At 61.4% G+C, this 20969-nt stretch carries 24 protein-coding genes and 1 tRNA gene; 17 read left to right on the top strand and 8 right to left on the bottom strand.

Going from position 1 to position 20969, the window contains the following annotated elements; genetic code table 11:
* Window positions 1–9: 9 nt before the first annotated feature.
* The 5 genes from AC0SZ7_RS24855 to rbsD are packed head-to-tail and all read left to right on the top strand — an operon-like array spanning window position 10 to window position 4919.
* Window positions 10–1563: a sugar ABC transporter ATP-binding protein gene (locus AC0SZ7_RS24855; protein WP_475506865.1), complete on the top strand. Its 1554-nt coding sequence runs from the start codon at window positions 10–12 to the stop codon at window positions 1561–1563.
* On the top strand, window positions 1560–2552 hold the full coding sequence (locus tag AC0SZ7_RS24850; protein WP_475506864.1) for an ABC transporter permease: 993 nt from the start codon (window positions 1560–1562) through the stop codon (window positions 2550–2552). Before AC0SZ7_RS24855 ends, AC0SZ7_RS24850 begins: the two co-directional genes overlap by 4 nt.
* Window positions 2553–2555: 3 nt before the next feature.
* Window positions 2556–3581, top strand: a complete 1026-nt coding sequence (locus tag AC0SZ7_RS24845) for a LacI family DNA-binding transcriptional regulator (RefSeq protein WP_475506863.1) — start codon at window positions 2556–2558, stop codon at window positions 3579–3581.
* Window positions 3582–3597: 16 nt separating this feature from the next.
* Complete coding sequence (rbsK, locus tag AC0SZ7_RS24840) at window positions 3598–4518, top strand: ribokinase (RefSeq protein ID WP_475506862.1); 921 nt, start codon at window positions 3598–3600, stop codon at window positions 4516–4518.
* Window positions 4515–4919 carry a D-ribose pyranase gene (gene rbsD, locus AC0SZ7_RS24835; RefSeq protein WP_475506861.1) on the top strand — a complete coding sequence of 135 codons (405 nt, stop codon included), beginning with the start codon at window positions 4515–4517 and terminating at the stop codon, window positions 4917–4919. Before rbsK ends, rbsD begins: the two co-directional genes overlap by 4 nt.
* Window positions 4920–4954: 35 nt before the next feature.
* Here the strand turns inward: rbsD and AC0SZ7_RS24830 are convergent, their stop codons facing one another.
* Window positions 4955–5149, bottom strand: coding sequence for a hypothetical protein (locus AC0SZ7_RS24830; RefSeq protein WP_475506860.1), 195 nt, complete (start codon window positions 5147–5149; stop codon window positions 4955–4957).
* Window positions 5150–5340: 191 nt separating this feature from the next.
* On the opposite strand from AC0SZ7_RS24830, the gene AC0SZ7_RS24825 reads away from it, so the two are divergent.
* Window positions 5341–5643: a hypothetical protein gene (locus AC0SZ7_RS24825; protein ID WP_475506859.1), complete on the top strand. Its 303-nt coding sequence runs from the start codon at window positions 5341–5343 to the stop codon at window positions 5641–5643.
* A gap of 119 nt (window positions 5644–5762) precedes the next feature.
* The gene (locus AC0SZ7_RS24820) at window positions 5763–6092 is read left to right on the top strand and encodes an I78 family peptidase inhibitor (protein ID WP_475506858.1); all 330 of its coding nucleotides are present in this window, start codon (window positions 5763–5765) and stop codon (window positions 6090–6092) included.
* Window positions 6093–6163: 71 nt separating this feature from the next.
* Here the strand turns inward: AC0SZ7_RS24820 and AC0SZ7_RS24815 are convergent, their stop codons facing one another.
* Together AC0SZ7_RS24815 and AC0SZ7_RS24810 are read right to left on the bottom strand one after the other, a co-directional pair.
* A complete protein-coding gene (locus AC0SZ7_RS24815) occupies window positions 6164–6376 on the bottom strand; it encodes a cold-shock protein (RefSeq protein WP_003234260.1) in 213 nt (70 codons plus the stop codon).
* 287 nt (window positions 6377–6663) lie between these two features.
* Window positions 6664–6969: a hypothetical protein gene (locus AC0SZ7_RS24810; RefSeq protein ID WP_475506857.1), complete on the bottom strand. Its 306-nt coding sequence runs from the start codon at window positions 6967–6969 to the stop codon at window positions 6664–6666.
* A gap of 331 nt (window positions 6970–7300) precedes the next feature.
* Between AC0SZ7_RS24810 and thrS the strand changes: the two genes are divergently transcribed.
* The 9 genes from thrS (at window position 7301) to AC0SZ7_RS24765 (ending at window position 14767) form a co-directional block, all read left to right on the top strand.
* Window positions 7301–9223: a threonine--tRNA ligase gene (gene thrS, locus AC0SZ7_RS24805; protein WP_475506856.1), complete on the top strand. Its 1923-nt coding sequence runs from the start codon at window positions 7301–7303 to the stop codon at window positions 9221–9223.
* Window positions 9223–9774 (top strand): translation initiation factor IF-3, encoded by a 552-nt coding sequence (infC, locus tag AC0SZ7_RS24800; RefSeq protein WP_176572446.1) that lies wholly within the window; start codon window positions 9223–9225, stop codon window positions 9772–9774. The genes thrS and infC overlap by 1 nt, the downstream gene beginning before the upstream one ends.
* A 60-nt stretch (window positions 9775–9834) precedes the next feature.
* Window positions 9835–10029 carry a 50S ribosomal protein L35 gene (gene rpmI, locus AC0SZ7_RS24795; RefSeq protein ID WP_002553160.1) on the top strand — a complete coding sequence of 65 codons (195 nt, stop codon included), beginning with the start codon at window positions 9835–9837 and terminating at the stop codon, window positions 10027–10029.
* 28 nt (window positions 10030–10057) lie between these two features.
* Window positions 10058–10414 carry a 50S ribosomal protein L20 gene (gene rplT, locus AC0SZ7_RS24790; RefSeq protein WP_002553161.1) on the top strand — a complete coding sequence of 119 codons (357 nt, stop codon included), beginning with the start codon at window positions 10058–10060 and terminating at the stop codon, window positions 10412–10414.
* A gap of 110 nt (window positions 10415–10524) precedes the next feature.
* Window positions 10525–11541 (top strand): phenylalanine--tRNA ligase subunit alpha, encoded by a 1017-nt coding sequence (gene pheS / locus AC0SZ7_RS24785; protein WP_475506855.1) that lies wholly within the window; start codon window positions 10525–10527, stop codon window positions 11539–11541.
* A 21-nt stretch (window positions 11542–11562) separates the two neighbouring features.
* Window positions 11563–13941 (top strand): phenylalanine--tRNA ligase subunit beta, encoded by a 2379-nt coding sequence (pheT, locus tag AC0SZ7_RS24780; protein ID WP_475506854.1) that lies wholly within the window; start codon window positions 11563–11565, stop codon window positions 13939–13941.
* A gap of 3 nt (window positions 13942–13944) precedes the next feature.
* Window positions 13945–14247: an integration host factor subunit alpha gene (gene ihfA / locus AC0SZ7_RS24775; protein WP_002553164.1), complete on the top strand. Its 303-nt coding sequence runs from the start codon at window positions 13945–13947 to the stop codon at window positions 14245–14247.
* Entirely contained in the window at window positions 14228–14584 is a 357-nt protein-coding gene (locus AC0SZ7_RS24770; RefSeq protein WP_475506853.1) for a MerR family transcriptional regulator, read from the top strand. The genes ihfA and AC0SZ7_RS24770 overlap by 20 nt, the downstream gene beginning before the upstream one ends.
* Window positions 14585–14690: 106 nt before the next feature.
* Window positions 14691–14767, top strand: a tRNA-Pro gene (locus tag AC0SZ7_RS24765).
* Between the two features lie 775 nt (window positions 14768–15542).
* Here the strand turns inward: AC0SZ7_RS24765 and AC0SZ7_RS24760 are convergent.
* From AC0SZ7_RS24760 to AC0SZ7_RS24745, 4 genes are all read right to left on the bottom strand, one after another.
* Window positions 15543–16067 (bottom strand): hypothetical protein, encoded by a 525-nt coding sequence (locus tag AC0SZ7_RS24760; RefSeq protein WP_475506852.1) that lies wholly within the window; start codon window positions 16065–16067, stop codon window positions 15543–15545.
* A gap of 217 nt (window positions 16068–16284) precedes the next feature.
* A complete protein-coding gene (locus tag AC0SZ7_RS24755; protein WP_473003518.1) occupies window positions 16285–16515 on the bottom strand; it encodes a hypothetical protein in 231 nt (76 codons plus the stop codon).
* Window positions 16516–16801: 286 nt separating this feature from the next.
* On the bottom strand, window positions 16802–17236 hold the full coding sequence (locus AC0SZ7_RS24750; protein WP_475506851.1) for a hypothetical protein: 435 nt from the start codon (window positions 17234–17236) through the stop codon (window positions 16802–16804).
* Window positions 17237–17396: 160 nt separating this feature from the next.
* Window positions 17397–18923, bottom strand: a complete 1527-nt coding sequence (locus AC0SZ7_RS24745) for a nucleobase:cation symporter-2 family protein (protein WP_475506850.1) — start codon at window positions 18921–18923, stop codon at window positions 17397–17399.
* Between the two features lie 204 nt (window positions 18924–19127).
* Here AC0SZ7_RS24745 and AC0SZ7_RS24740 point away from each other — a divergent pair, with 204 nt between their 5' ends.
* Entirely contained in the window at window positions 19128–20258 is a 1131-nt protein-coding gene (locus AC0SZ7_RS24740) for an SMP-30/gluconolactonase/LRE family protein (protein WP_475506849.1), read from the top strand.
* Between the two features lie 82 nt (window positions 20259–20340).
* Here AC0SZ7_RS24740 and AC0SZ7_RS24735 read toward each other — a convergent pair whose 3' ends face one another.
* Window positions 20341–20961, bottom strand: a complete 621-nt coding sequence (locus tag AC0SZ7_RS24735; protein WP_475506848.1) for a TetR family transcriptional regulator C-terminal domain-containing protein — start codon at window positions 20959–20961, stop codon at window positions 20341–20343.
* Window positions 20962–20969: the final 8 nt, after the last annotated feature.

Here is a 20969-nt window from a genome sequence, read left to right as displayed (position 1 = left end):
AGAATTCCTATGTCAGCTGCTGCCCCGAACGTCGTACTCTCGGTCAGTGGTATCGGTAAGACTTACGCCCAACCCGTGCTGTCAGGCATCGACCTGAGCCTGGTGCGGGGCGAGGTACTGGCGCTGACCGGCGAGAACGGCGCCGGCAAAAGTACCTTGTCGAAGATCATTGGTGGCCTGGAAGTGGCCACCGTGGGTGAGATGCAGTACCAGGGCCAGGCCTATCGCCCCGGCAGCCGCGCGGCTGCCGAGGCGTTGGGCGTGCGCATGGTGATGCAGGAGCTGAACCTGCTGCCGACGCTGTCGGTGGCAGAGAACCTGTTCCTCGACAACCTGCCCAGCCGTGGTGGCTGGATCAGCCGCAAGCGCCTGCGTGAAGCGGCGTTGGCAGCCATGGCCCAGGTGGGCCTGGAAGCCATCGACCCGGACACCCTGGTTGGCGAGCTGGGCATCGGCCATCAGCAGATGGTGGAAATTGCCCGCAACCTGATCGGCGACTGCCACGTGCTGATCCTCGATGAGCCTACGGCCATGCTCACCTCCCGGGAGGTGGAAATGCTCTTCGAGCAGATCACCCGCCTGCAGGCGCGCGGCGTGGCCATCGTCTACATCTCCCACCGCCTGGAAGAACTGGCGCGGGTGGCCCAGCGCATTGCCGTGCTGCGTGACGGCCAGTTGGTGTGTGTGGATGAGATGAGCAAATACAACAGCGAGCAGCTGGTCAACCTGATGGTCGGCCGCGAGCTGGGCGAGCACATCGACCTTGGCCCGCGCAGCATTGGCGAGCCGGTGCTGTCGGTGAAAAACCTCAGCCGCGCGGGCAAAGTCAACGACGTGTCCTTCGACGTGCGCCGCGGTGAGATCTTCGGCATTTCCGGCTTGATCGGCGCCGGCCGCACTGAACTGCTGCGGCTTATTTTCGGTGCCGACGCCGCCGACAGCGGCCACGTGGAGGTGGGCTCGCCGCTGCGCAAGGCCGCCATCGGCTCACCGGCCGACGCCGTGGCCCATGGCATCGCGCTGATCACCGAGGACCGCAAGGGTGAAGGCCTGCTGCTGCCGCAGTCGATCAGTGCCAACATCGCCCTGGGCAACATGCCGGCGATTTCCGCTGGCGGCGTGGTCAACGGCGGCGCCGAGCGTGAATTGGCCCAGCGCCAGATCGCCGCCATGCGCATTCGCAGCTCCAGCCCCGAGCAGTTGGTGTCGCAGCTGTCGGGCGGCAACCAGCAGAAGGTGGTGATCGGCCGCTGGCTGGAGCGCGATTGTTCGGTGTTGCTGTTCGACGAACCCACGCGCGGCATCGACGTGGGCGCCAAGTTCGACATCTACGCCCTGCTGGGCGAACTGACCCGCCAGGGCAAGGCGCTGGTGGTGGTGTCCAGCGACCTGCGCGAGCTGATGCTGATCTGCGACCGCATCGGCGTGCTGTCGGCCGGGCGCCTGATCGACACCTTCGAGCGCGACCACTGGACCCAGGACCAACTGCTGGCGGCAGCGTTTGCCGGCTATCAAAAACGAGACGCGCTGGTCAGCGATACAGCGCCCAGGAACCTTGCATGAAAACTCCCGTACTGCCCCAGGCCTCGCCTGCGGCCAAGCGTAGCGGCACCTATTTCGGCCTGGGCACCTACCTGGGCCTGGCCGGCGCGTTGCTGGCCATGATTGTGCTGTTCTCGCTGCTCAGCGACCACTTCCTGTCCTACAGCACCTTCAGCACCCTGGCCAACCAGATCCCCGACCTGATGGTGCTGGCCGTCGGCATGACCTTCGTGCTGATCATTGGCGGCATCGACCTGTCGGTGGGCTCGGTGTTGGCGCTGGCGGCCTCGGCGGTCAGCGTCGCGATTCTCGGCTGGGGCTGGAGCGTGCTGCCGGCCGCCGTGCTGGGCATGGGCTGCGCGGCGCTGGCGGGTACCATCACCGGCTCCATCACTGTGGCCTGGCGCATTCCCTCGTTCATCGTGTCACTGGGCCTGCTGGAGATGGCCCGCGGCGTCGCCTACCAGATGACCGACTCGCGCACCGCCTACATCGGCGACGCCTTCGCCTGGCTGTCCGACCCCATTGCCCTGGGCATCTCGCCGTCGTTCATCATCGCGCTGTTGGTGATCATCCTCGCCCAGGCGGTGCTCACGCGCACGGTGTTCGGCCGCTACCTGATCGGCATCGGCACCAACGAGGAGGCCGTGCGCCTGGCGGGTATCAACCCCAAGCCGTACAAGATCCTGGTGTTCTCGCTGATGGGGCTGCTGGCCGGCCTGGCCGCGCTGTTCCAGATCTCGCGGCTGGAGGCTGCCGACCCCAACGCCGGTTCCGGCCTGGAACTGCAAGTGATCGCCGCCGTGGTGATCGGCGGCACCAGCCTGATGGGCGGGCGCGGTTCGGTCATCAGCACCTTCTTCGGCGTGCTGATCATTTCAGTGCTGGCCGCGGGCCTGGCGCAGATCGGCGCCACCGAGCCCACCAAACGCATCATTACCGGTGCAGTCATCGTGGTGGCGGTGGTGCTCGACACCTACCGCAGCCAGCGTGCCCGGAAGCGGAGTTGAGTCATGGCAACCATTAAAGACGTGGCCGCCCTGGCGGGCATTTCCTACACCACCGTGTCCCATGTGCTGAACAAGACGCGGCCGGTCAGCGAGCCGGTGCGGCTCAAGGTCGAGGCCGCCATCGCCCAGCTGGACTACGTGCCCAGCGCCGTGGCGCGCTCGCTGAAGGCGCGCAGCACGGCCACCATCGGTCTGTTGGTGCCTAACAGCATCAACCCGTACTTCGCCGAACTGGCGCGCGGTATCGAGGACTTCTGCGAGCGCAACGGCTATTGCGTGATTCTGTGCAATTCCGACGATGACCCGAAGAAACAGCGCAGCTACCTGCGCGTGCTGCTGGAAAAGCGCGTGGACGGCCTGATCGTCGCCTCGGTGGGTGAGGACAGCGACCTGCTCAGCAGCCTGGCCACGGTGCGCACGCCCATGGTGATTGTCGACCGCAGCCTGGACGGCGTTGCCGCAGACCTGGTGCGCATCGATCACGAGCTGGGTGGTTACCTGGCCACCCGGCATTTGCTGGAGCTGGGCCACCGCGATATCGCCTGCATCAATGGCCCGGCGGACACCAGCGTGGCGCAGATGCGCCTGGCCGGCTTCCAGCGCGCGTTGGCCGAGTTCAACGTCGACAGCCAGCCGCTGCGCGTGCTGGAAAGCGATTTCAGTGGCCCTGGTGGCTACCAGGCCGCCGGGCAGCTGCTGGACAGCCAGCAACGGCCAACGGCGATCTTTGCCGCCAACGACATGATCGGCATGGGTGTGCTGCGCGCGGCTGCCGAGCGCAACATCCGCGTGCCGGGCGAGCTGTCGGTGATCGGCTTCGATGACATCCAATTGTGCCGGTACGTGTACCCGGCACTGACCACCGTGGGCCAGTCGATTCGCCAGCTTGGCGAGCAGGCCGCAGAGCGCCTGCTGGTGCGCATCGCCGGCAAGGCGGGCGAGGGCGTCAGCCAGCAGATAGTGGCGCCGAGCATTGTGTTGCGCGAGTCCACCGCGCCACGTTCGGACCTTTTCAATGAATACCGCTGAAACAGAGTGCAGGCACATGCAAGCGAAAGTCGTGGTAATAGGCAGTTTGAATATGGACCTGGTGACCCGTGCGCCACGGTTGCCACAGCCGGGCGAGACCGTGGTAGGCAATGGTTTTGCCACGGTGCCAGGCGGCAAGGGTGCCAACCAGGCAGTGGCTGCGGCGCGCCTGGGGGCGCCTACGGCGATGATTGGCTGTGTGGGCGACGACGCCTATGGCGTGCAGCTGCGCCAGGCGTTGCTGGATGAAGGCATCGACTGCCAGGCGGTGGCCACGGTGCCGGGGGTGAGCAGTGGCGTGGCGTTGATCGTGGTGGATGACGCCAGCCAGAACGCCATCGTCATCGTCGCTGGCGGCAATGGCGAAGTCACGGCTGCGCGGGTCACGTCCGCTGACACGCTGCTGCAGCAGGCCGAGGTGGTCGTCTGCCAGCTGGAGGTGCCTGCCGATACCGTGGCGTTCGCGCTCAAGCGCGGCCGCGCGCTGGGCAAGACCGTGATCCTCAACCCGGCGCCGGCCAGCGCGCCGCTGCCGGCAGACTGGTTCGCGCACATCGATTACCTGATCCCCAACGAAAGCGAGGCGTTGGCGTTGACCGGTATTACGGTGGACTCCATTGCCAGTGCGCAGCAGGCAGCCACCTGGCTGCTGGCCCGAGGTGCACGCAAGGTGATCATTACATTGGGCGCCCAGGGGTCGCTGTTCGCCGATGGCGCCGGCTTCGAGCATTTCGCCGCGCCCAAGGTGCAGGCCGTGGACACCACGGCGGCGGGCGATACCTTTGTCGGTGCCTTCGCCGCAGCCCTGTCGCGCGGTGAAAGCGAACGCGCGGCCATTGCCTTCGGCCAGGTGGCCGCCGCGTTGTCCGTCACCCGTGCGGGCGCACAGCCGTCCATTCCGACCCAGGCAGACGTGGCGGGGTTTGCGCGACCATGAAGAAGACATCCTTGCTGAACATTGCCCTGTCGCGGCTGATTGCCTCGTTGGGGCATGGTGATCTCGTGGTCATTGGTGACGCCGGCCTGCCGGTGCCGCCCGGCGTCGAGCTGATCGACCTGGCGCTGACGCCCGGCGTGCCGGATTTCGTCTCGACCCTGCAGGTGGTCCTCAGTGAAATGCAGGTGGAGCGCCATGTGCTGGCGCGCGAGATCCTTTCAGCGCAGCCACTGGCGCTGGCCACGTTGCAGCAGTTGGACGGGGAGGGTGCGCTCGGCGAGCGGCAATTGCTCGGCCATGAAGAGTTCAAGCAGCTGACCCGCCAAGCCCGCGCAGTGGTGCGTACCGGTGAGTGCCAGCCCTACAGCAACATCATTCTGGTAGCGGGCGTTACCTTTTAACCCCGGTGGGCACGGGACGCGGCCTGCGGCCGCTGCTACAGGGCTGCTATGGCGGGGATGTGCTTGCCGAACACCTGGTCGATGAACGACTGCGCCGCCGAGGTGCCCAGTTCCTTGACCAGCAGGTCGATGGCAATGATCGCCAGTTCCTCCGGGGTGCCCGGGCTGTAGGAGCATTGGCCCTGGGGCCACCTGGCTTTGATGTCGGCGTCTAGGGTTACGTTGGCCATGGTGCGTGAATTACCTGAGCAGGGGGAATGGCATCAGCGGGGCCGTTTCCCTGGCCGCTGAGCCCCGTTGCGGCAAATGGCCTGCACGGGGAGCCCAAGTAAACCATCTGGGGCGGGGTTTGGCACTCCTACTTAGGCATAAAGCGCGGATCGTGCCAAAATCAGGCTTATTTGCCTGGCCGGATACCCCCGTGTACATCGATTTGAACAACCCCGACGCCTTTACCCTCGACGCCGTACGCCAGCTCATCGCGGCTGGTGACGACCATGTCCATAACCAGCTGCGGGTGCGCCGGGACGGCCGCGCCTGGCTGTCCACCGTGGTCGGTGGCCAGCACATCGAAGGCTTGTGCTTCCGACTGGAAACCTGGGCGGCCGGCTCCGGCTACGTGGGCGAGGTGGCGGCCTGTGACGATGTGTGGGTGCAGCAGATCTATAATGCCCTCAAGCAGAACTGGCCAAACCCTCCATACGACTACATCGACGTCTATTAACATTTAGACACGATTACGCTGCACCCGCACTGGAAGGCTGGGGCAGACTGCGTGTCATGCAACCCTGGGGCGTACGTGTTGTCGCACAGGGGCAGTTCCATTTTCTCAAAGGAGGCTTCATGTCCTGCATGCGTGCATCATGGGTAACCCTGCTGGCGGCATTGGCCCTGGCGGGCTGTGCATCGTCCGGCGGTGGTTCGGGCGACAGTGGTTCGGCGAGTGGCTCGCCGGCGGTAGCAAACGATGGCCGCTGCAATGCCGAGGGCGCGCAGTTCGCCGTGGGCAAGCCGGCTACCCCGCAACTGCTGGAACAGGCGCGCACCCGCTCGGGGTCGCAAATTGCCCGTATCCTCAAGCCCAATGACGTGATGACCCTGGAATACCGCTCCGACCGTCTGAACCTCAACGCCGATGGCAGCGGCACCGTCACGCGCGTCAACTGCGGCTGACAGCCCGGCAGGCAGTAAATCGCAGGCACAAAAAAACCCGTCACCAGGACGGGTTTTTTTAGCTCGGGAGATTACTCGCCGCGAACTTGAGCAGCTTGCATGCCCTTTTGGCCTTTCTCAGCCACGAACGAAACGGTCTGGCCTTCTTTCAGGCTTTTGAAACCGTCGGATTCGATAGCTTTGAAGTGTACGAACAGGTCGTCACCGCCACCTTGAGGAGTGATGAAGCCGAAGCCTTTCTCATCGTTGAACCATTTTACGGTGCCGGTTTGGCGATTAGACATGGTGTATCTCCAAGAAACATATTAAGTAGTGCTGTGCTGCTCAGGCCAACTGGGCACACCGGGCTATCATAGTCTAATTGTTCGACCGAATAGCTCTTTAGATGCGCATTTGTCTCAGCTATTTTTTCGTCCCAGACCCGAAAAACCCGCCATACCCTTGATTTCATTGGGTTTGGCGGAAAAAAGCGGGCTAAAAAAAAGCCGAAAAAAAACACGGAATCAGCCCTCGCAAGGCCCGTTTTCGGGCCTTGCGGGTCTCGCCGCGGCACGCAAGGCGGAAAAACGGGTCATTTTTTGGTGCGGCAGCTGGCGGCGGCGTCCATCATTTTCTTCTGCAACTGGGCGTCCACGCCGTTATCCGAGTTGGCAACCTGCTTGAGTTCCTCGGTGCTCAGCTTGCTGGTGATGGCTTTGTCGCTGCAGGCGCAGGCGGCCTTGGCCTTGTCGGCCGTGGTGTGCTCGCCGGCGGATTTCTCGCACTGCGACACGAACTGGCTCTCCGCCCCCGCAGGCCACTCGCCGGCGCTGGCCAGCTGGGGCAGGGTGATCGCGGCACAGGCGGCCAGGGAAAGGAAAAGCGATTGAAGACGCATACCGTAATGCTCCTTGGGTTCAGGTTGACTCGAAGTATGGCTTGCTCTGCATCAGAGTGAAGGCGAGCGATCAAGTTCCTGCAAGCCTGCCGGTTTCGACCACTCATCGGTGGTTTTCTATGCTAGAGTGGCCGGCCTCGACAGGTGCGGGTTGCTCCTTTGGCAACCGCAATGCCGAGTTACCATTTTTACTATTCCAGTCACTCTGGTTCGGTCCTGGTTGGCCTAGCGGCTCCTGCCACTGTGAGGCAGGCATACCGCCGAATCTTGTACTGGCTCATCCCAACCCACGTGACCTTTGGTAGGGGTCACCACTAGGAGAGGAGGCGCCATGCCCATCATTACTCTTCCCGACGGCAGTCAACGTTCGTTCGATCACGCGGTTTCGGTCGCTGAAGTCGCCGCATCCATCGGTGCCGGCCTGGCCAAGGCCACCGTTGCCGGCAAGGTCGACGGCCAGCTGGTCGACGCCTGCGACCTGATCGAAAAAGACGCCACCCTGCAGATCATCACCCCCAAGGATGCAGAGGGGCTGGAAATCATTCGCCACTCGTGCGCGCACCTGGTGGGCCACGCGGTCAAGCAGCTGTACCCGACCGCCAAGATGGTCATCGGCCCGGTCATCGACGAAGGCTTCTATTACGACATCGCCTTCGAGCGTCCTTTCACGCCTGACGACATGGCCGCCATCGAGCAGCGCATGCACCAGCTGATCGAGACCGAGTACGACGTGATCAAGAAAGTCACGCCGCGCGCCGAAGTCATCGACGTGTTCACCGCCCGTGGCGAAGACTACAAGCTGCGCCTGGTCGAGGACATGCCCGACACCCAGGCCATGGGCCTGTACTACCACGAAGAATACGTCGACATGTGCCGCGGCCCGCACGTGCCGAACACCCGTTTCCTCAAGTCGTTCAAGCTGACCAAGCTGTCGGGCGCCTACTGGCGTGGCGATGCCAAGAACGAGCAGCTGCAGCGCGTGTACGGTACCGCCTGGGCTGACAAGAAGCAGCTGGCCGCCTACATCCAGCGCATCGAGGAAGCGGAAAAACGCGACCACCGCAAGATCGGCAAGCGCCTGAACCTGTTCCACCTCCAGGAAGAAGCGCCGGGCATGGTGTTCTGGCACCCGAACGGCTGGACCCTGTACCAGGTGCTCGAGCAGTACATGCGCAAGGTGCAGCGTGACAACGGCTACCTGGAGATCAAGACTCCGCAGGTCGTTGACCGCAGCCTGTGGGAAAAGTCTGGCCACTGGGCCAACTACGCCGAGAACATGTTCACCACCGAGTCGGAAAACCGCGACTACGCCATCAAGCCGATGAACTGCCCATGCCACGTGCAGGTGTTCAATCAGGGCCTGAAGAGCTACCGCGAGCTGCCGATGCGCCTGGCCGAGTTCGGTGCCTGCCACCGCAACGAGCCTTCGGGCGCCCTGCACGGCATCATGCGCGTGCGCGGCTTCGTCCAGGACGACGCCCACATCTTCTGCACCGAAGAGCAGATGCAGTCCGAATCGGCAGCGTTCATCAAGCTGACCATGGACGTGTACAGCGACTTCGGCTTCAAGGATATCCAGCTCAAGCTCTCCACTCGTCCAGAAAAGCGTGTGGGCAGCGACGAATTGTGGGATCGTGCCGAGTCCGCTCTGGCCGCCGCGCTGGACGCCGCTGGCCTGCCGTACGACCTGCAGCCGGGCGAGGGTGCGTTCTACGGTCCGAAAATCGAGTTTTCCCTGAAGGATTGCCTGGGTCGCGTCTGGCAGTGCGGTACGCTGCAGCTGGACTTCAACCTGCCAATTCGCCTGGGCGCCGAGTACGTCTCCGAGGACAACGGTCGCAAGCATCCCGTCATGCTGCACCGTGCCATCCTGGGTTCGTTCGAGCGTTTTGTCGGTATCCTGATCGAGCACTACGAAGGTGCATTCCCGGCCTGGCTGGCGCCAACCCAGGCAGTGGTCATGAATATCACTGATAAACAAGCCGATTTTGTGCAATCCGTGGAAAAAAATCTGACGGATAGCGGGTTCCGTGCCAAGTCTGACTTGAGAAATGAAAAGATCGGCTTTAAAATCCGCGAGCATACGTTGCTCAAGGTTCCTTATCTCCTGGTTATCGGGGACAAGGAAGTCGAAACGCAAACTGTCGCTGTGCGTACCCGTGAAGGTGCAGACCTGGGCTCCATGCCCGTCGCCCAATTCACCGAGTTCCTCGCACAAGCGGTTTCCCGGCGTGGTCGCCAAGATTCGGAGTAATTATTATTAAGCGTGAAATGAGACAAGATAAACGAGCTGCACCGAAAGCCCCGATCAACGAGAATATCTCGGCACGCGAGGTTCGGTTAATTGGCGCTGACGGCGAGCAGGTTGGCATCGTCTCGATTGATGAAGCGCTTCGTATCGCTGAAGAAGCGAAGCTGGATCTGGTAGAAATTTCTGCCGACGCAGTGCCTCCGGTTTGCCGAGTCATGGACTACGGCAAATCGATCTTCGAGAAGAAGAAGCAGATTGCTGCGGCGAAGAAGAACCAGAAGCAGATCCAGGTAAAAGAAATCAAGTTTCGTCCAGGGACGGAGGAAGGGGATTACCAGGTAAAACTACGCAACCTGGTACGTTTCCTTAGTGATGGGGACAGGGCCAAGATTTCGTTGAGATTTCGCGGCCGTGAGATGGCACACCAGGAGCTGGGGATGGAGCTGCTCAAGCGCGTCGAACAAGACCTGCTGGAGTACGGTTCCGTCGAGCAGCATCCTAAGATGGAAGGACGCCAGCTGATCATGGTCATCGCCCCCAAGAAAAAGAAATAACCACCAGGGCACGGCAGGCCTTGCGGTTATGTTTATCAACTGAATGCGGAGTATCCGAACATGCCAAAGATGAAAACCAAGAGTGGTGCAGCTAAGCGGTTCCTGAAAACCGCTAACGGCATCAAGCACAAGCACGCTTTCAAGAGCCACATCCTGACCAAAATGTCGACCAAGCGTAAGCGTCAACTGCGCGGTAGCAGCTTGCTGCATCCGTCGGACGTTGCAAAAGTCGAGCGCATGCTGCGCCTTCGTTAATTTCGGTCAAAGATAGAGGAAGTTACTCATGGCTCGTGTAAAGCGTGGCGTCATTGCCCGTAAGCGTCACAAAAAGATTCTGAAACTGGCTAAAGGCTACTACGGCGCGCGTTCGCGCGTGTTCCGTGTTGCCAAGCAAGCGGTCATCAAGGCAGGCCAATACGCCTACCGCGACCGTCGCCAGAAGAAGCGTCAGTTCCGCGCTCTGTGGATCGCTCGTATCAACGCTGGTGCTCGTGTAAACGGTCTGTCCTACAGCCGTTTCATCGCTGGCCTGAAAAAAGCGTCCATCGAGATCGACCGTAAGGTTCTGGCTGATCTGGCAGTGAACGAAAAAGCGGCGTTTGCTGCGATTGTCGAGAAAGCTAAAGCCACTCTGGCCTAAGTACCCACGACAATCACCCGGGGTCGTTTTCCACGGCCCTTGGTGTTAAACGTCATAAACAGGGGAAGAGCCTTTAAGCTCTTCCCCTGTTTTGTATCTGGAGTCTGTACATGGAAAACCTGGATGCGCTGGTCTCTCAAGCTCTGGAGGCCGTGCAAAACGCTGAAGATATCAATGCCCTGGAGCAGATCCGGGTTCACTTCCTTGGCAAGAAGGGCGAACTGACTCAGGTGATGAAGACCCTGGGCAACCTGCCTGCCGATGAGCGCCCGAAAGTCGGCGCGCTGATCAACGTCGCCAAGGAGCGTGTTACAGAAGTCCTCAATGCACGCAAGGCTGGCTTCGAAGAAGCCGAACTGAGTGCCAAGCTCGCCGCCGAGCAGATCGACGTGACCTTGCCGGGCCGTGGCCAGACTTCTGGCGGCCTGCATCCGATCACTCGCACCCTGGAGCGGATCGAGCAGTTCTTCACCCACATCGGCTACGGCATCGCCGAAGGCCCTGAGGTTGAAGACGACTACCACAACTTCGAGGCGCTCAACATCCCAGGCCACCACCCGGCCCGGTCGATGCACGACACCTTCTATTTCAATGCGAACATGCTGTTGCGCACCCACACCTCGCCGGTGCAGGTCCGTACCATGGAATCTTCGCAGCCACCGATTCGCATCGTCTGCCCAGGCCGGGTATACCGCAGCGACTCGGATATCACCCACTCGCCGATGTTCCATCAGGTCGAGGGTCTGCTGATCGACCGCGATATCAACTTCGCGGACCTGAAAGGCACCATCGAGGAATTCCTGCGGGTGTTCTTCGAGAAAGAGCTGGCAGTACGTTTCCGTCCCTCCTACTTCCCCTTCACCGAGCCTTCGGCTGAAGTCGACATCCAGTGCGTGATGTGCAGCGGCAAAGGCTGCCGCGTGTGCAAGCAGACCGGCTGGCTGGAAGTGATGGGCTGCGGCATGGTGCACCCGAACGTGCTGCGCATGTCGGGCATCGACCCTGAAGAATTCCAGGGCTTCGCCTTCGGCATGGGCGCCGAGCGCCTGGCCATGCTGCGTTATGGCGTCAATGACTTGCGCCTGTTCTTCGACAACGACTTGCGCTTCCTCGCGCAATTTCGCTAAACGAATTATTAGGAGAGCAGGATGAAATTCAGTGAACAATGGCTGCGCGGCTGGGTAAGCCCGCAGGTAGGCCGCGATGAGCTGGTGGCTCGTCTGTCCATGGCCGGTCTGGAAGTGGACAGCGTCACCCCCGCGGCTGGCGAATTCACCGGCGTGATCGTCGGCGAAGTGCTGAGCACCGAGCAACACCCCGATGCCGACAAGCTGCGCGTCTGCCAGGTCAGCAACGGCACCGAGACCTTCCAGGTCGTCTGTGGCGCGCCGAACGTGCGCCCGGGCCTGAAAATCCCGTTTGCCACCCTGGGCGCCCAGCTGCCAGGCGACTTCAAGATCAAGAAGGCGAAGCTGCGCGGCGTCGAGTCCAACGGCATGCTCTGCTCGCAGTCCGAGCTGCAAGTGGGCGAGGGCAATGACGGCCTGATGGAGCTGCCGGCCGATGCGCCGGTAGGTGAAGACTTCCGCGTGTACCTGGGCCTGGACGACGCCAGCATCGAGGTCGACCTGACCCCGAACCGTGGCGACTGCCTGTCCCTGGCCGGCCTTGCCCGTGAAGTGGGCGCGCTGTACGCCGCCCCCGTCACCCGTCCGGTCGTGCCTGCGGTTGCGCCGGTCAACGACGAAGTGCGTCCGGTTGAAGTGCTGGCGCCGGCGGCCTGCCCGCGTTACCTGGGCCGTGTCATCCGCAACGTCGACCTGTCCAGGCCGACCCCGCTGTGGATGGTGGAACGCCTGCGCCGCAGCGACGTGCGTAGCATCGACGCTGCCGTCGACATCACCAACTACGTGATGATCGAACTGGGCCAGCCGCTGCACGCCTTCGACCTGGCTGAAATCAACGGTGGCATTCGCGTGCGCATGGCCGAGGAGGGCGAGAAGCTCGTCCTGCTGGACGGCCAGGAAGTCACCCTGCGCGCCGATACCCTGGTTATCGCCGACCACAGCCGTGCCCTGGCCATCGCCGGTGTCATGGGTGGCGAGCACAGCGGCGTTACCGCCAAGACTCGCGACATCTTCCTGGAAAGTGCGTTCTTCGACCAGATCGCCGTCGCTGGCAAGGCCCGTTCCTACGGCCTGCACACCGATGCCTCGCACCGCTACGAGCGTGGCGTGGACTTCAACCTGGCCCGTGAAGCCATGGAACGTGCCACCGGCCTGCTGCTGGAAATCACCGGCGGCGAGCCTGGCCCGATCATCGAAACCGTCAGCCAGCAACACCTGCCGAACATCGCGCCGGTTACCCTGCGTGCCGAACGCGTCAGCCAGATGCTGGGCATGGACATGCCGGCCGAGCAGATCGAAAGCCTGATCGCCGCCCTGGGCCTGGGCATCGTTGCCGAAGGCGCCGGCCAATGGCGCGTTGAAGTGCCAAGCCACCGCTTCGACATCAGCCTGGAAGTGGACCTGATCGAAGAGCTGGCGCGCCTGTACGGCTACAACCGCCTGCCGGTTCGTTACCCGCAAGCCCGCCTGGCCCCGCAAGCCAAGGCCGAAGCCCGTGGCGAGCTGCCGGAGCTGCGTCGCCTGCTGGTTGCCCGTGGCTACCAGGAAGCGATCACCTACAGCTTCATCGATCCGAAATGGTTCGAGCTGTTCAACCCAGGTGTCGAGCCGCTGCTGCTGGCCAATCCCATCTCCAACGACATGGCTGCCATGCGCAGCTCGTTGTGGCCGGGCCTGGTCAAGGCGCTGCAACACAACCTCAACCGCCAGCAAGACCGCGTGCGCCTGTTCGAAAGCGGCCTGCGTTTCATCGGCCAGCTGGACGGCCTGAAGCAGGAGCCGATGCTGGCAGGCCTGATCTGCGGCACACGCCTGCCGAAAGGTTGGGCGCAAGGCCGTGACACCGTGGACTTCTTCGACGCCAAGGCGGACGTGGAAGCGCTGCTGGGCTTCGCCGGCGCGCTGGCACAGTTCAGCTTCGAGCCGGGCAAGCACCCAGCCCTGCACCCTGGCCAGACCGCACGCATCGTGCGTGAAGGCCGCGAAGTCGGCTACCTCGGCGCCCTGCACCCAGAGCTGGTAAAAGCCCTGGGCCTGGACCGCGAGGTGTTCGTCTTCGAACTGGTGTTGGCGGAAGTGGCCGAAGGCAAGTTGCCGAAATTCTCGGAGCTGTCCAGGTTCCCTGAAGTGCGTCGCGACCTGGCCTTGGTAGCGGATCGTGAAGTGGCTTCGAGCGCGGTCATGCAGGTTATTCGTGAAAATGCAGGGGAATGGCTCACAGACCTCAGCCTTTTTGACGTCTACCAAGGTAAAGGCATTGATCCCAATAGAAAAAGCCTTGCAGTTGGCTTGACCTGGCAGCATCCATCGCGCACTCTTAATGACGATGAGGTGAATTCCACGACGCAAGCTATCCTCACCTCGCTCGAACAAAGGTTGAATGCCACGTTAAGGAAGTAGCGCATGGGGGCTCTGACGAAAGCTGAGATGGCCGAGCGTCTTTACGAAGAGCTGGGCCTGAACAAACGGGAGGCCAAGGAATTGGTCGAACTGTTTTTCGAGGAAATCAGGCACGCTCTGGAAGACAACGAGCAGGTCAAACTGTCCGGTTTCGGAAACTTTGACCTGCGCGACAAGCGCCAGCGGCCTGGCCGCAACCCGAAAACCGGTGAGGAAATCCCGATCACGGCTCGCCGTGTGGTCACCTTTCGTCCAGGGCAGAAGTTGAAGGCCCGAGTTGAGGCATATGCTGGAACCAAGTCATAACGACGAGCTTCCGCCGATTCCTGGCAAACGCTACTTCACCATTGGTGAGGTCAGTGAACTTTGCGCTGTAAAACCCCACGTACTGCGGTACTGGGAACAGGAGTTTCCTCAACTCAACCCGGTCAAGCGCCGCGGAAACCGCCGGTATTATCAGCGCCAGGACGTGCTGATGATCCGGCAGATTCGCGCCCTGCTATACGACCAGGGCTTCACCATTGGCGGCGCGCGTTTGCGCCTGTCCAGCGACGAAGCCAAGGACGACACCACCCAGTACAAGCAGCTGATTCGTCAGATGATCTCGGAGCTGGAAGACGTGTTGGGCGTCCTCAAAAAGTAATAAATCGGGTCGAGAAAATACTTCCACTTTTCAAAAGCTTGCGGTATATTCTTGATCGTTCCCTTCAACAGGGAAAAGCGGTAGAGCAACAGGTTTCACGCCTAGTCGGGGCGTAGCGCAGTCCGGTAGCGCACTAGCATGGGGTGCTAGGGGTCGAGTGTTCGAATCACTCCGTCCCGACCATATTCTTCAACAGAGCCACCTTCGGGTGGCTTTGTTGTTTCTGCTGTTCGGGTTTTTAGGCTGGCTGCATTAAACCTGTAGCCGCTGCCGGCAGGCTGCGCTGGCCCTATGACTCGCTGTAAGTCTCAGGCTCACACCATGGCGGGCGCAGCCTTCGGCAGCGGCTACAAGGTATTTGCATTTCCCACATCGAGCTCCTGACTATTCAAATTCAAATCGCCGCCCTGAATAATCTTCGGCGCTCAGCTCCTGCAAAGTTATCAAGCCCAGCCTACGCGGGTTGCCACACATCCAACATGAGCAGAGCTTGCCATGGTTGGCAAACATGCCCGCATCCCGTGGGCTCGCCCCGACGTCCCCTAGGCGGGTGTGCAGGTGCTGGTAATATTTTGCCTTTATTCGACGTGTGTCGTGTCGTCGTTGCGCTCTAGACATATTTGCCTCCAATAGCCAAAGACGACAAAGCCCCGGCAAATGGCTTTGGCGAGGCTGGCTTGAATGGAGGTGTGGTGCAGTTGCTGAATATTGACTGGGCCTGCCGCGATGCCTCAAGCGCTGCAGACCCGTAGCAGCGGCCGTCAGGCCGCGTCACAGGCGGCGCGCATACGAGGCTAACCGCGGACGCGGCATGGCGGCTGCTTGCTATGGACTTGGGCTCTAACCGTTTTCTCCGAAAACGCCGGAAATTTCCTATTTTTCACGATGGCGCTTAAGGATTCATAGCCAACCGCACCCTCAGGGAGGTTCGGCATTGCAAGGCAGGCATCAGAAACGTTCAGGGCAAACTTCCTGGCGCTGCGGAAACAGCCACGACCGCCTTGATATTGGGGTCATAGGTACATCTGTAGATGCTGTTCAGATAGGCGCCAAAGCCGTTCTGGTACTGAATTTTATCGCCGACAAAGGTGATTACGCCTTGGTCCTGGTCCGACCATGCCGCGTGGCTGAACTTGGGTTCGAACATCGAGTCGGTCCATTTTGATGAAAACTTTGCAAGCCCCTCAACTGCTTTCTCACAACGAGACGAAGCTTCTGGGCGATTCCTTGTGAACCAGCACTGAAGGTCTTTTTTGCAGTCAGGCTCGTTGCCTGTGGCATTCCCAGCCTCTGCTGTCGCCTGATTTTCTTCCGACGGTGTATTTATTGCGCTGTAAATGAACCACCCCAGACCGGCTACCGTAATGAAAGCAACCAAGAACGTGACTGGACCAACTGCCGGGTCCTTGACTCCGCAATGAGGGCAAGTCTTGGCGCCTGTAGAAACTTCTTTTTTGCATTCCTTACATTTCGTCATTGCCATTGATTCTATCCTTATCCGGCCAGTCCCCTATGCAAAGCGTTCTGCGTAGGTAGAGTGCTGCGCTGGTACATTTGTACAATGTCAAACCTGAGGGTGTGGATATCGCCATAGGCTTGCGTCAAAACGTCCCTTGGAAGTAGGTGTTCACCTGATTTTCCATGGACCGCAATTTGCCAGATCAATTGCGGACGCGGCCTGGCGGCCGCTGCTACAGGCGTTAGGCGATGAACTTTGCTGCCGTGAAGGCGATGACAGCCAAGGCCACCGCCGTGCTGATGGCCCATTTGGTCTGTGCAGTGAAACCTTCGGCGATGGCTGTTCTCAAGTCCGCCAGGTCTGTCTTGCTGGCCATGGTCGCCTCTATGCCTTCGAGCTTGGTTTCCACGCGCACCAATTTCTCCCTGATCTCCAGGGTCGACTTTTCCAGTGCCACGATTCTTCCGTCCATTTCATCACCCGTCCTTAAGTCCTGTATTCGGCTGCCAGCGTATGGGGGGGAAGGCAAGCATTCAACAGGGTTGGGGAAAAACAGAACCGTCCTACGCGGTTTCCTACAGACAAAAACGTGTCAGCGAGCGCGGTAGCGATCACCCACAAAAAAGCCCCGAAACACAAGTGCCCGGGGCTTAGTGACGCAAAACGGACTAGGAAAAGCGTCGGATCCAAATTACTACGTCACGTTCCGAGATGGTAGTGATCTTTTGTCCACGCTGGACGTGCGTACACGCTACGGTTCAAGCCGCCTCTGACTCGCCCGACGCCATCACCAACGGCCGCGCCGTCACGTCCTCCGGCAACGTATACATTGCCCCCGTCAGCGGATCGACAATCAGCATGCCGATCAACCCACCCAACAACAGGTTCCCCCAATACCAACCGCTCACCGAGGGCGTCAGCACATGCACGTCATCCGCCTGCCCTTCGCGGTGGAACACCACGGTGTAGGTCTCTTTCTGGAAGTAGCCGCGGCTGGATTTCAGCAGCACCTGGGATGGCGTGGTGCCTGTTTGCACGACGCGGTTGGCGCTGTCCTTGATGCTGAAGGTGGTGGTTTGCGGTACGGCGTACACGCCTACCTTCGAGTCGCTGTCACCGAAGATGCTGGCGCACCCTCCCAAGGTAACCGACGCGGCGATCACTGCGATGGCCGCTACCTGTGTGTATTTCATGTCCTGCTCCGCTGATGTATCAATGCAGCCCCCAGCCTTGATGAGCCGGCTTCATCAAGGTTGGAAGGCTGTGAGGAGTGGGCAGGTTAGGCGGCGGGGCGGCCGCCTACAAGGTGTGGGGAGAGAATCAGAAGCGTCTGACGGACGCTTCCTACAAGCCTCAGGAATGTTCCGACACAGGCGACACGGCGCCGTGATGCGGCGCTGCCATGTGGTGCGCAGCGGCGTCGCCCAGCAGGGGGATTTCGTTGTGTTCGGCGTCGTACAGTTTGCCGCCGCTGAAGTAGTCGCCATCGCGCAGCGCGGCGACGTCGCGGTACTGCAGGCTGCGCTCGGTGCCGGCGACGAATACCGATTGCTGGTCGGAATTGCCTGCAGTGAAGTGGTTGTAGGTGAGGTTGAGGAGGATGGCCATGATCGCCGACGAACTGATGCCGGAGTGGAAGATGGTGGCGAACCAGGTGGGGAAGTGGTCGTAGAAGTTGGGCGCGGCGATGGGGATCATGCCGAAGCCGATGGAGGTGGCGACGATGATCAGGTTCATGTTGTTGCGGTAGTTGACCTTCGACAGGGTGCGGATGCCGCTGGCTGCCACGGTGCCGAACAGTACGATGCCAGCGCCGCCAAGCACCGAGGTGGGCACTGCGGCAATGACGCGGCCCATCACTGGCAGCAGGCCTAGAACCACCAGGAACACGCCGCCGGTGGCCACCACGTAGCGGCTTTTCACGCCGGTGACGGCCACCAGGCCGACGTTCTGGGCAAACGCGCTTTGGGTGAACGAGCCGAAGATGGGCGCCAGCAGGCTCGACAGCATGTCGGCGCGCAGGCCGTTGCCCAGGCGCTTGGCGTCGACCTTGGTGTTGATGATTTCACCCACGGCGAGGATGTCGGCGGAGGTTTCCACCAGGGTCACCATGATGACAATGCACATGGAGATGATGGCCGCCAGGTGAAAGGTCGGCAGGCCGAAGTGGAACGGGCTGGGCAGGCCGAAGATCGGGCCTTGGCCCACGCCGGAAAAGTCGGTCATGCCCAGCAGGCTGGCGATCACCGTGCCGATGACCATGGCCAGCAAAATAGACAGGCGCGAGATGGTCGCGCTGCCCACCTTGCTCAGGAACAGCACCAGCACCAGGGTCAGCGCCGCCAGGCCGATATTGCCCATGCTGCCGAAGTTCTCGGCGCGGCTGTTGCCGCCCATGGCCCAGCGCGCCGCCACCGGCATCAGCGTCAGGCCGATGGTGGTGATGACGATGCCGGTGACCAGCGGCGGGAAGAAGCGGGTGATGCGCGAGAACACCGGGGTGATCAACAGGCCGATCAGCGACGCCGCCATTACCGCGCCAAGAATCGACGCCACGCCACCGCCTTCCTGGCTGCCGACGATGGCCACCATGGTTGCCACGCCCGAGAACGATACGCCTTGCACCAGCGGCAGCTGGCAGCCGAAGAAGGGAATGCCCAGGGTTTGCAGCAGCGTGGCAAGGCCGCCAGCGAACAACGAGGCGGCCACCAGCAAGCCGATCTCCGCCGGCGACAGGCCGGCGGCCTGGCCGATGATCAACGGCACGGCAACGATGCCGCCATACATGGTCAACACGTGTTGCAGGCCGTACGCCGCGTTGGCGAACGGGCCGAGGTTCTCATCTTCAGGACGCACAGCGGCAGGCGGGGACTCGATCATGATGGTGGTTCCCTGGTTTTTGTTGTTTTTATACTGTATTCAATGTTTCGTCATTGTGTCCATAAAGTTGTATACAATATTTGGATCGATCGATGGCTGGCATCACTCATTCCTTCCAGGCATCGATGCTTGAAAATTCGCAAATGGATTCGAACTATCACCGGCGGCAATACTCAGGACAAACAATAAGCCGGAGAAATGCCCATGCCCTTCAGCAAGCCCCTGCTATTCGCCCTCGCCCTGACTTGCCCGATGCTGGCTAGCGCCGCCGATGCGTTGCCGCCCACGCTGCCCACCCAGCAGGACAGCCGCCTGATCGAGGTAGCCACCTCGCCGCATATCTGGAACGGCGCGGCCGTCACGGCCGATGGCCGCACCTTCGTATCCCTGACGCAATCCGAGGGGCCGGGTATGTCCCTGGCCGAGGTGGGCAAGGACGGCCAGTTGCATCCTTTCCCGGATGCCCAATGGAACACCTGGAATGCGGGCGAGCCGGGCAAGCATTTCCTCCACGTCAACGCCTTGCGCGTAGGCCTCGATGGCAAGCTGTGGGCGGTGGACGCCGGCAACACCGGCATCAACACCGGCGCCCATGCGGTGGCGGGCGCGGGCAAGCTGGTGCGCATCGACCTTGCCACCAACCAGGTCGACAAGGTGTATAGCTTCGACAGCGCCATCCAGAAGGACAACAGCTATTTTGACGACGTGCGCTTCCGCTCGCGGCTGGCCTACCTGACCGACCCGGGTGCCGAACGCCTGGTGGTGCTGGACCTGGACAGCGGCAAGGCGCGTACGCTGCTGGAAGGCCACGCCTTGTCCATCGACCATGTGCCCATGTATGCCGACGGCAAGAAACTGTTCATTCCCAACGGCCAGGAGAAGCGGGTAGGGCTGGACCAGCTGGAGGTCTCGCCGGACGGCCAGTACCTGTATTACCAGGCCATTCCCGGGCCGCTGGCGCGTATCGAGACCCAGTACCTGGATGACCCGAAAATTCCCGCTAAGGCTGTGGAGGCCCGTGCCGAGCATTGGCTGGACACCTGGAGCACGGGCGGCACGGCGATTGATGCGGCGGGCAATATCTACGCCTCGGACGTAAACACCCGCAGCGTCAAGCGCATCGCCCCGGACAAGACCGTGACCACGGTGGTGGCCGACCCGCGGCTGGTATGGGTGGATGCACTGTGGATTCAGGACGGCTACCTGTACCTGCCCGCCGCGCAGATCAACCGCACGCCGGCCACCACCGGCGGCAAGCCGTCGACGGTGGAGTACCCGGTGCACCTGTACAAGATTCGTATCGACGCCCAGCCGTCACCGCTGGATCACGCCTGACTTGTGGGAGCTGGCTTGCCAGCGAGTTTTTGCGCTCGAAAAGCTCGCCGGCAAGCCGGCTCCCACACGGTAGCGCCTGTGCTCAAGGCTCCAGCCCGATCCCGCGCAATATCACCGCCGTGATGGTCTGCACCGCCTCGGCAAACTGCGCATCCGACAGCGGCTGGTGGCCGTTGAGCGCCGCCACCTGGTGGTCGAAGTCGGCGTAGTGCTGGGTGGACGCCCAGATCATGTACAACAGCGCCGACGGGCTGACCGGGCGGATGCGTTTTTCCTCGACCCATTGGCGAATCTTCGCTTCCTTGACCTTGGCGTCGATGGCCAGGTGCTCGTCCAGCTTGTCGCGGAAGATCGGCGCGCCGTGCATCATTTCGTTGGTCCACAGCTTGGAGCCGTGGGGGCGCAGGCGCGAGTGGGTCATCTTCTCCATGATGTAGCTGGTGAGCACCACGCGCGGGTCGTCGAAACGCTCGAAGCAGGCGCCTTCCTGCTGCCAGCTGCCCAGCAGGTTGATCAACACCTCGCGGTACAGGTCCTCCTTGGTGGAGAAGTAATAGTTGAGGTTGGTGCGTGGCAGTTCGGCTTCCTGGGCGATGTCGGCCATGGCGGTGCCGGCATAGCCCTTCTGCGCGAAGACCTTTTCAGCGGCCAGCAGGATTTTCTCGACGTTTTTTTGGCGAATCTTGATTTTCGGGTTGGTCATCGCTTGCC

Source organism: Pseudomonas sp. JC1203 (assembly GCF_056175065.1).
This window is presented reverse-complemented; position numbering and strand designations above follow the sequence as displayed.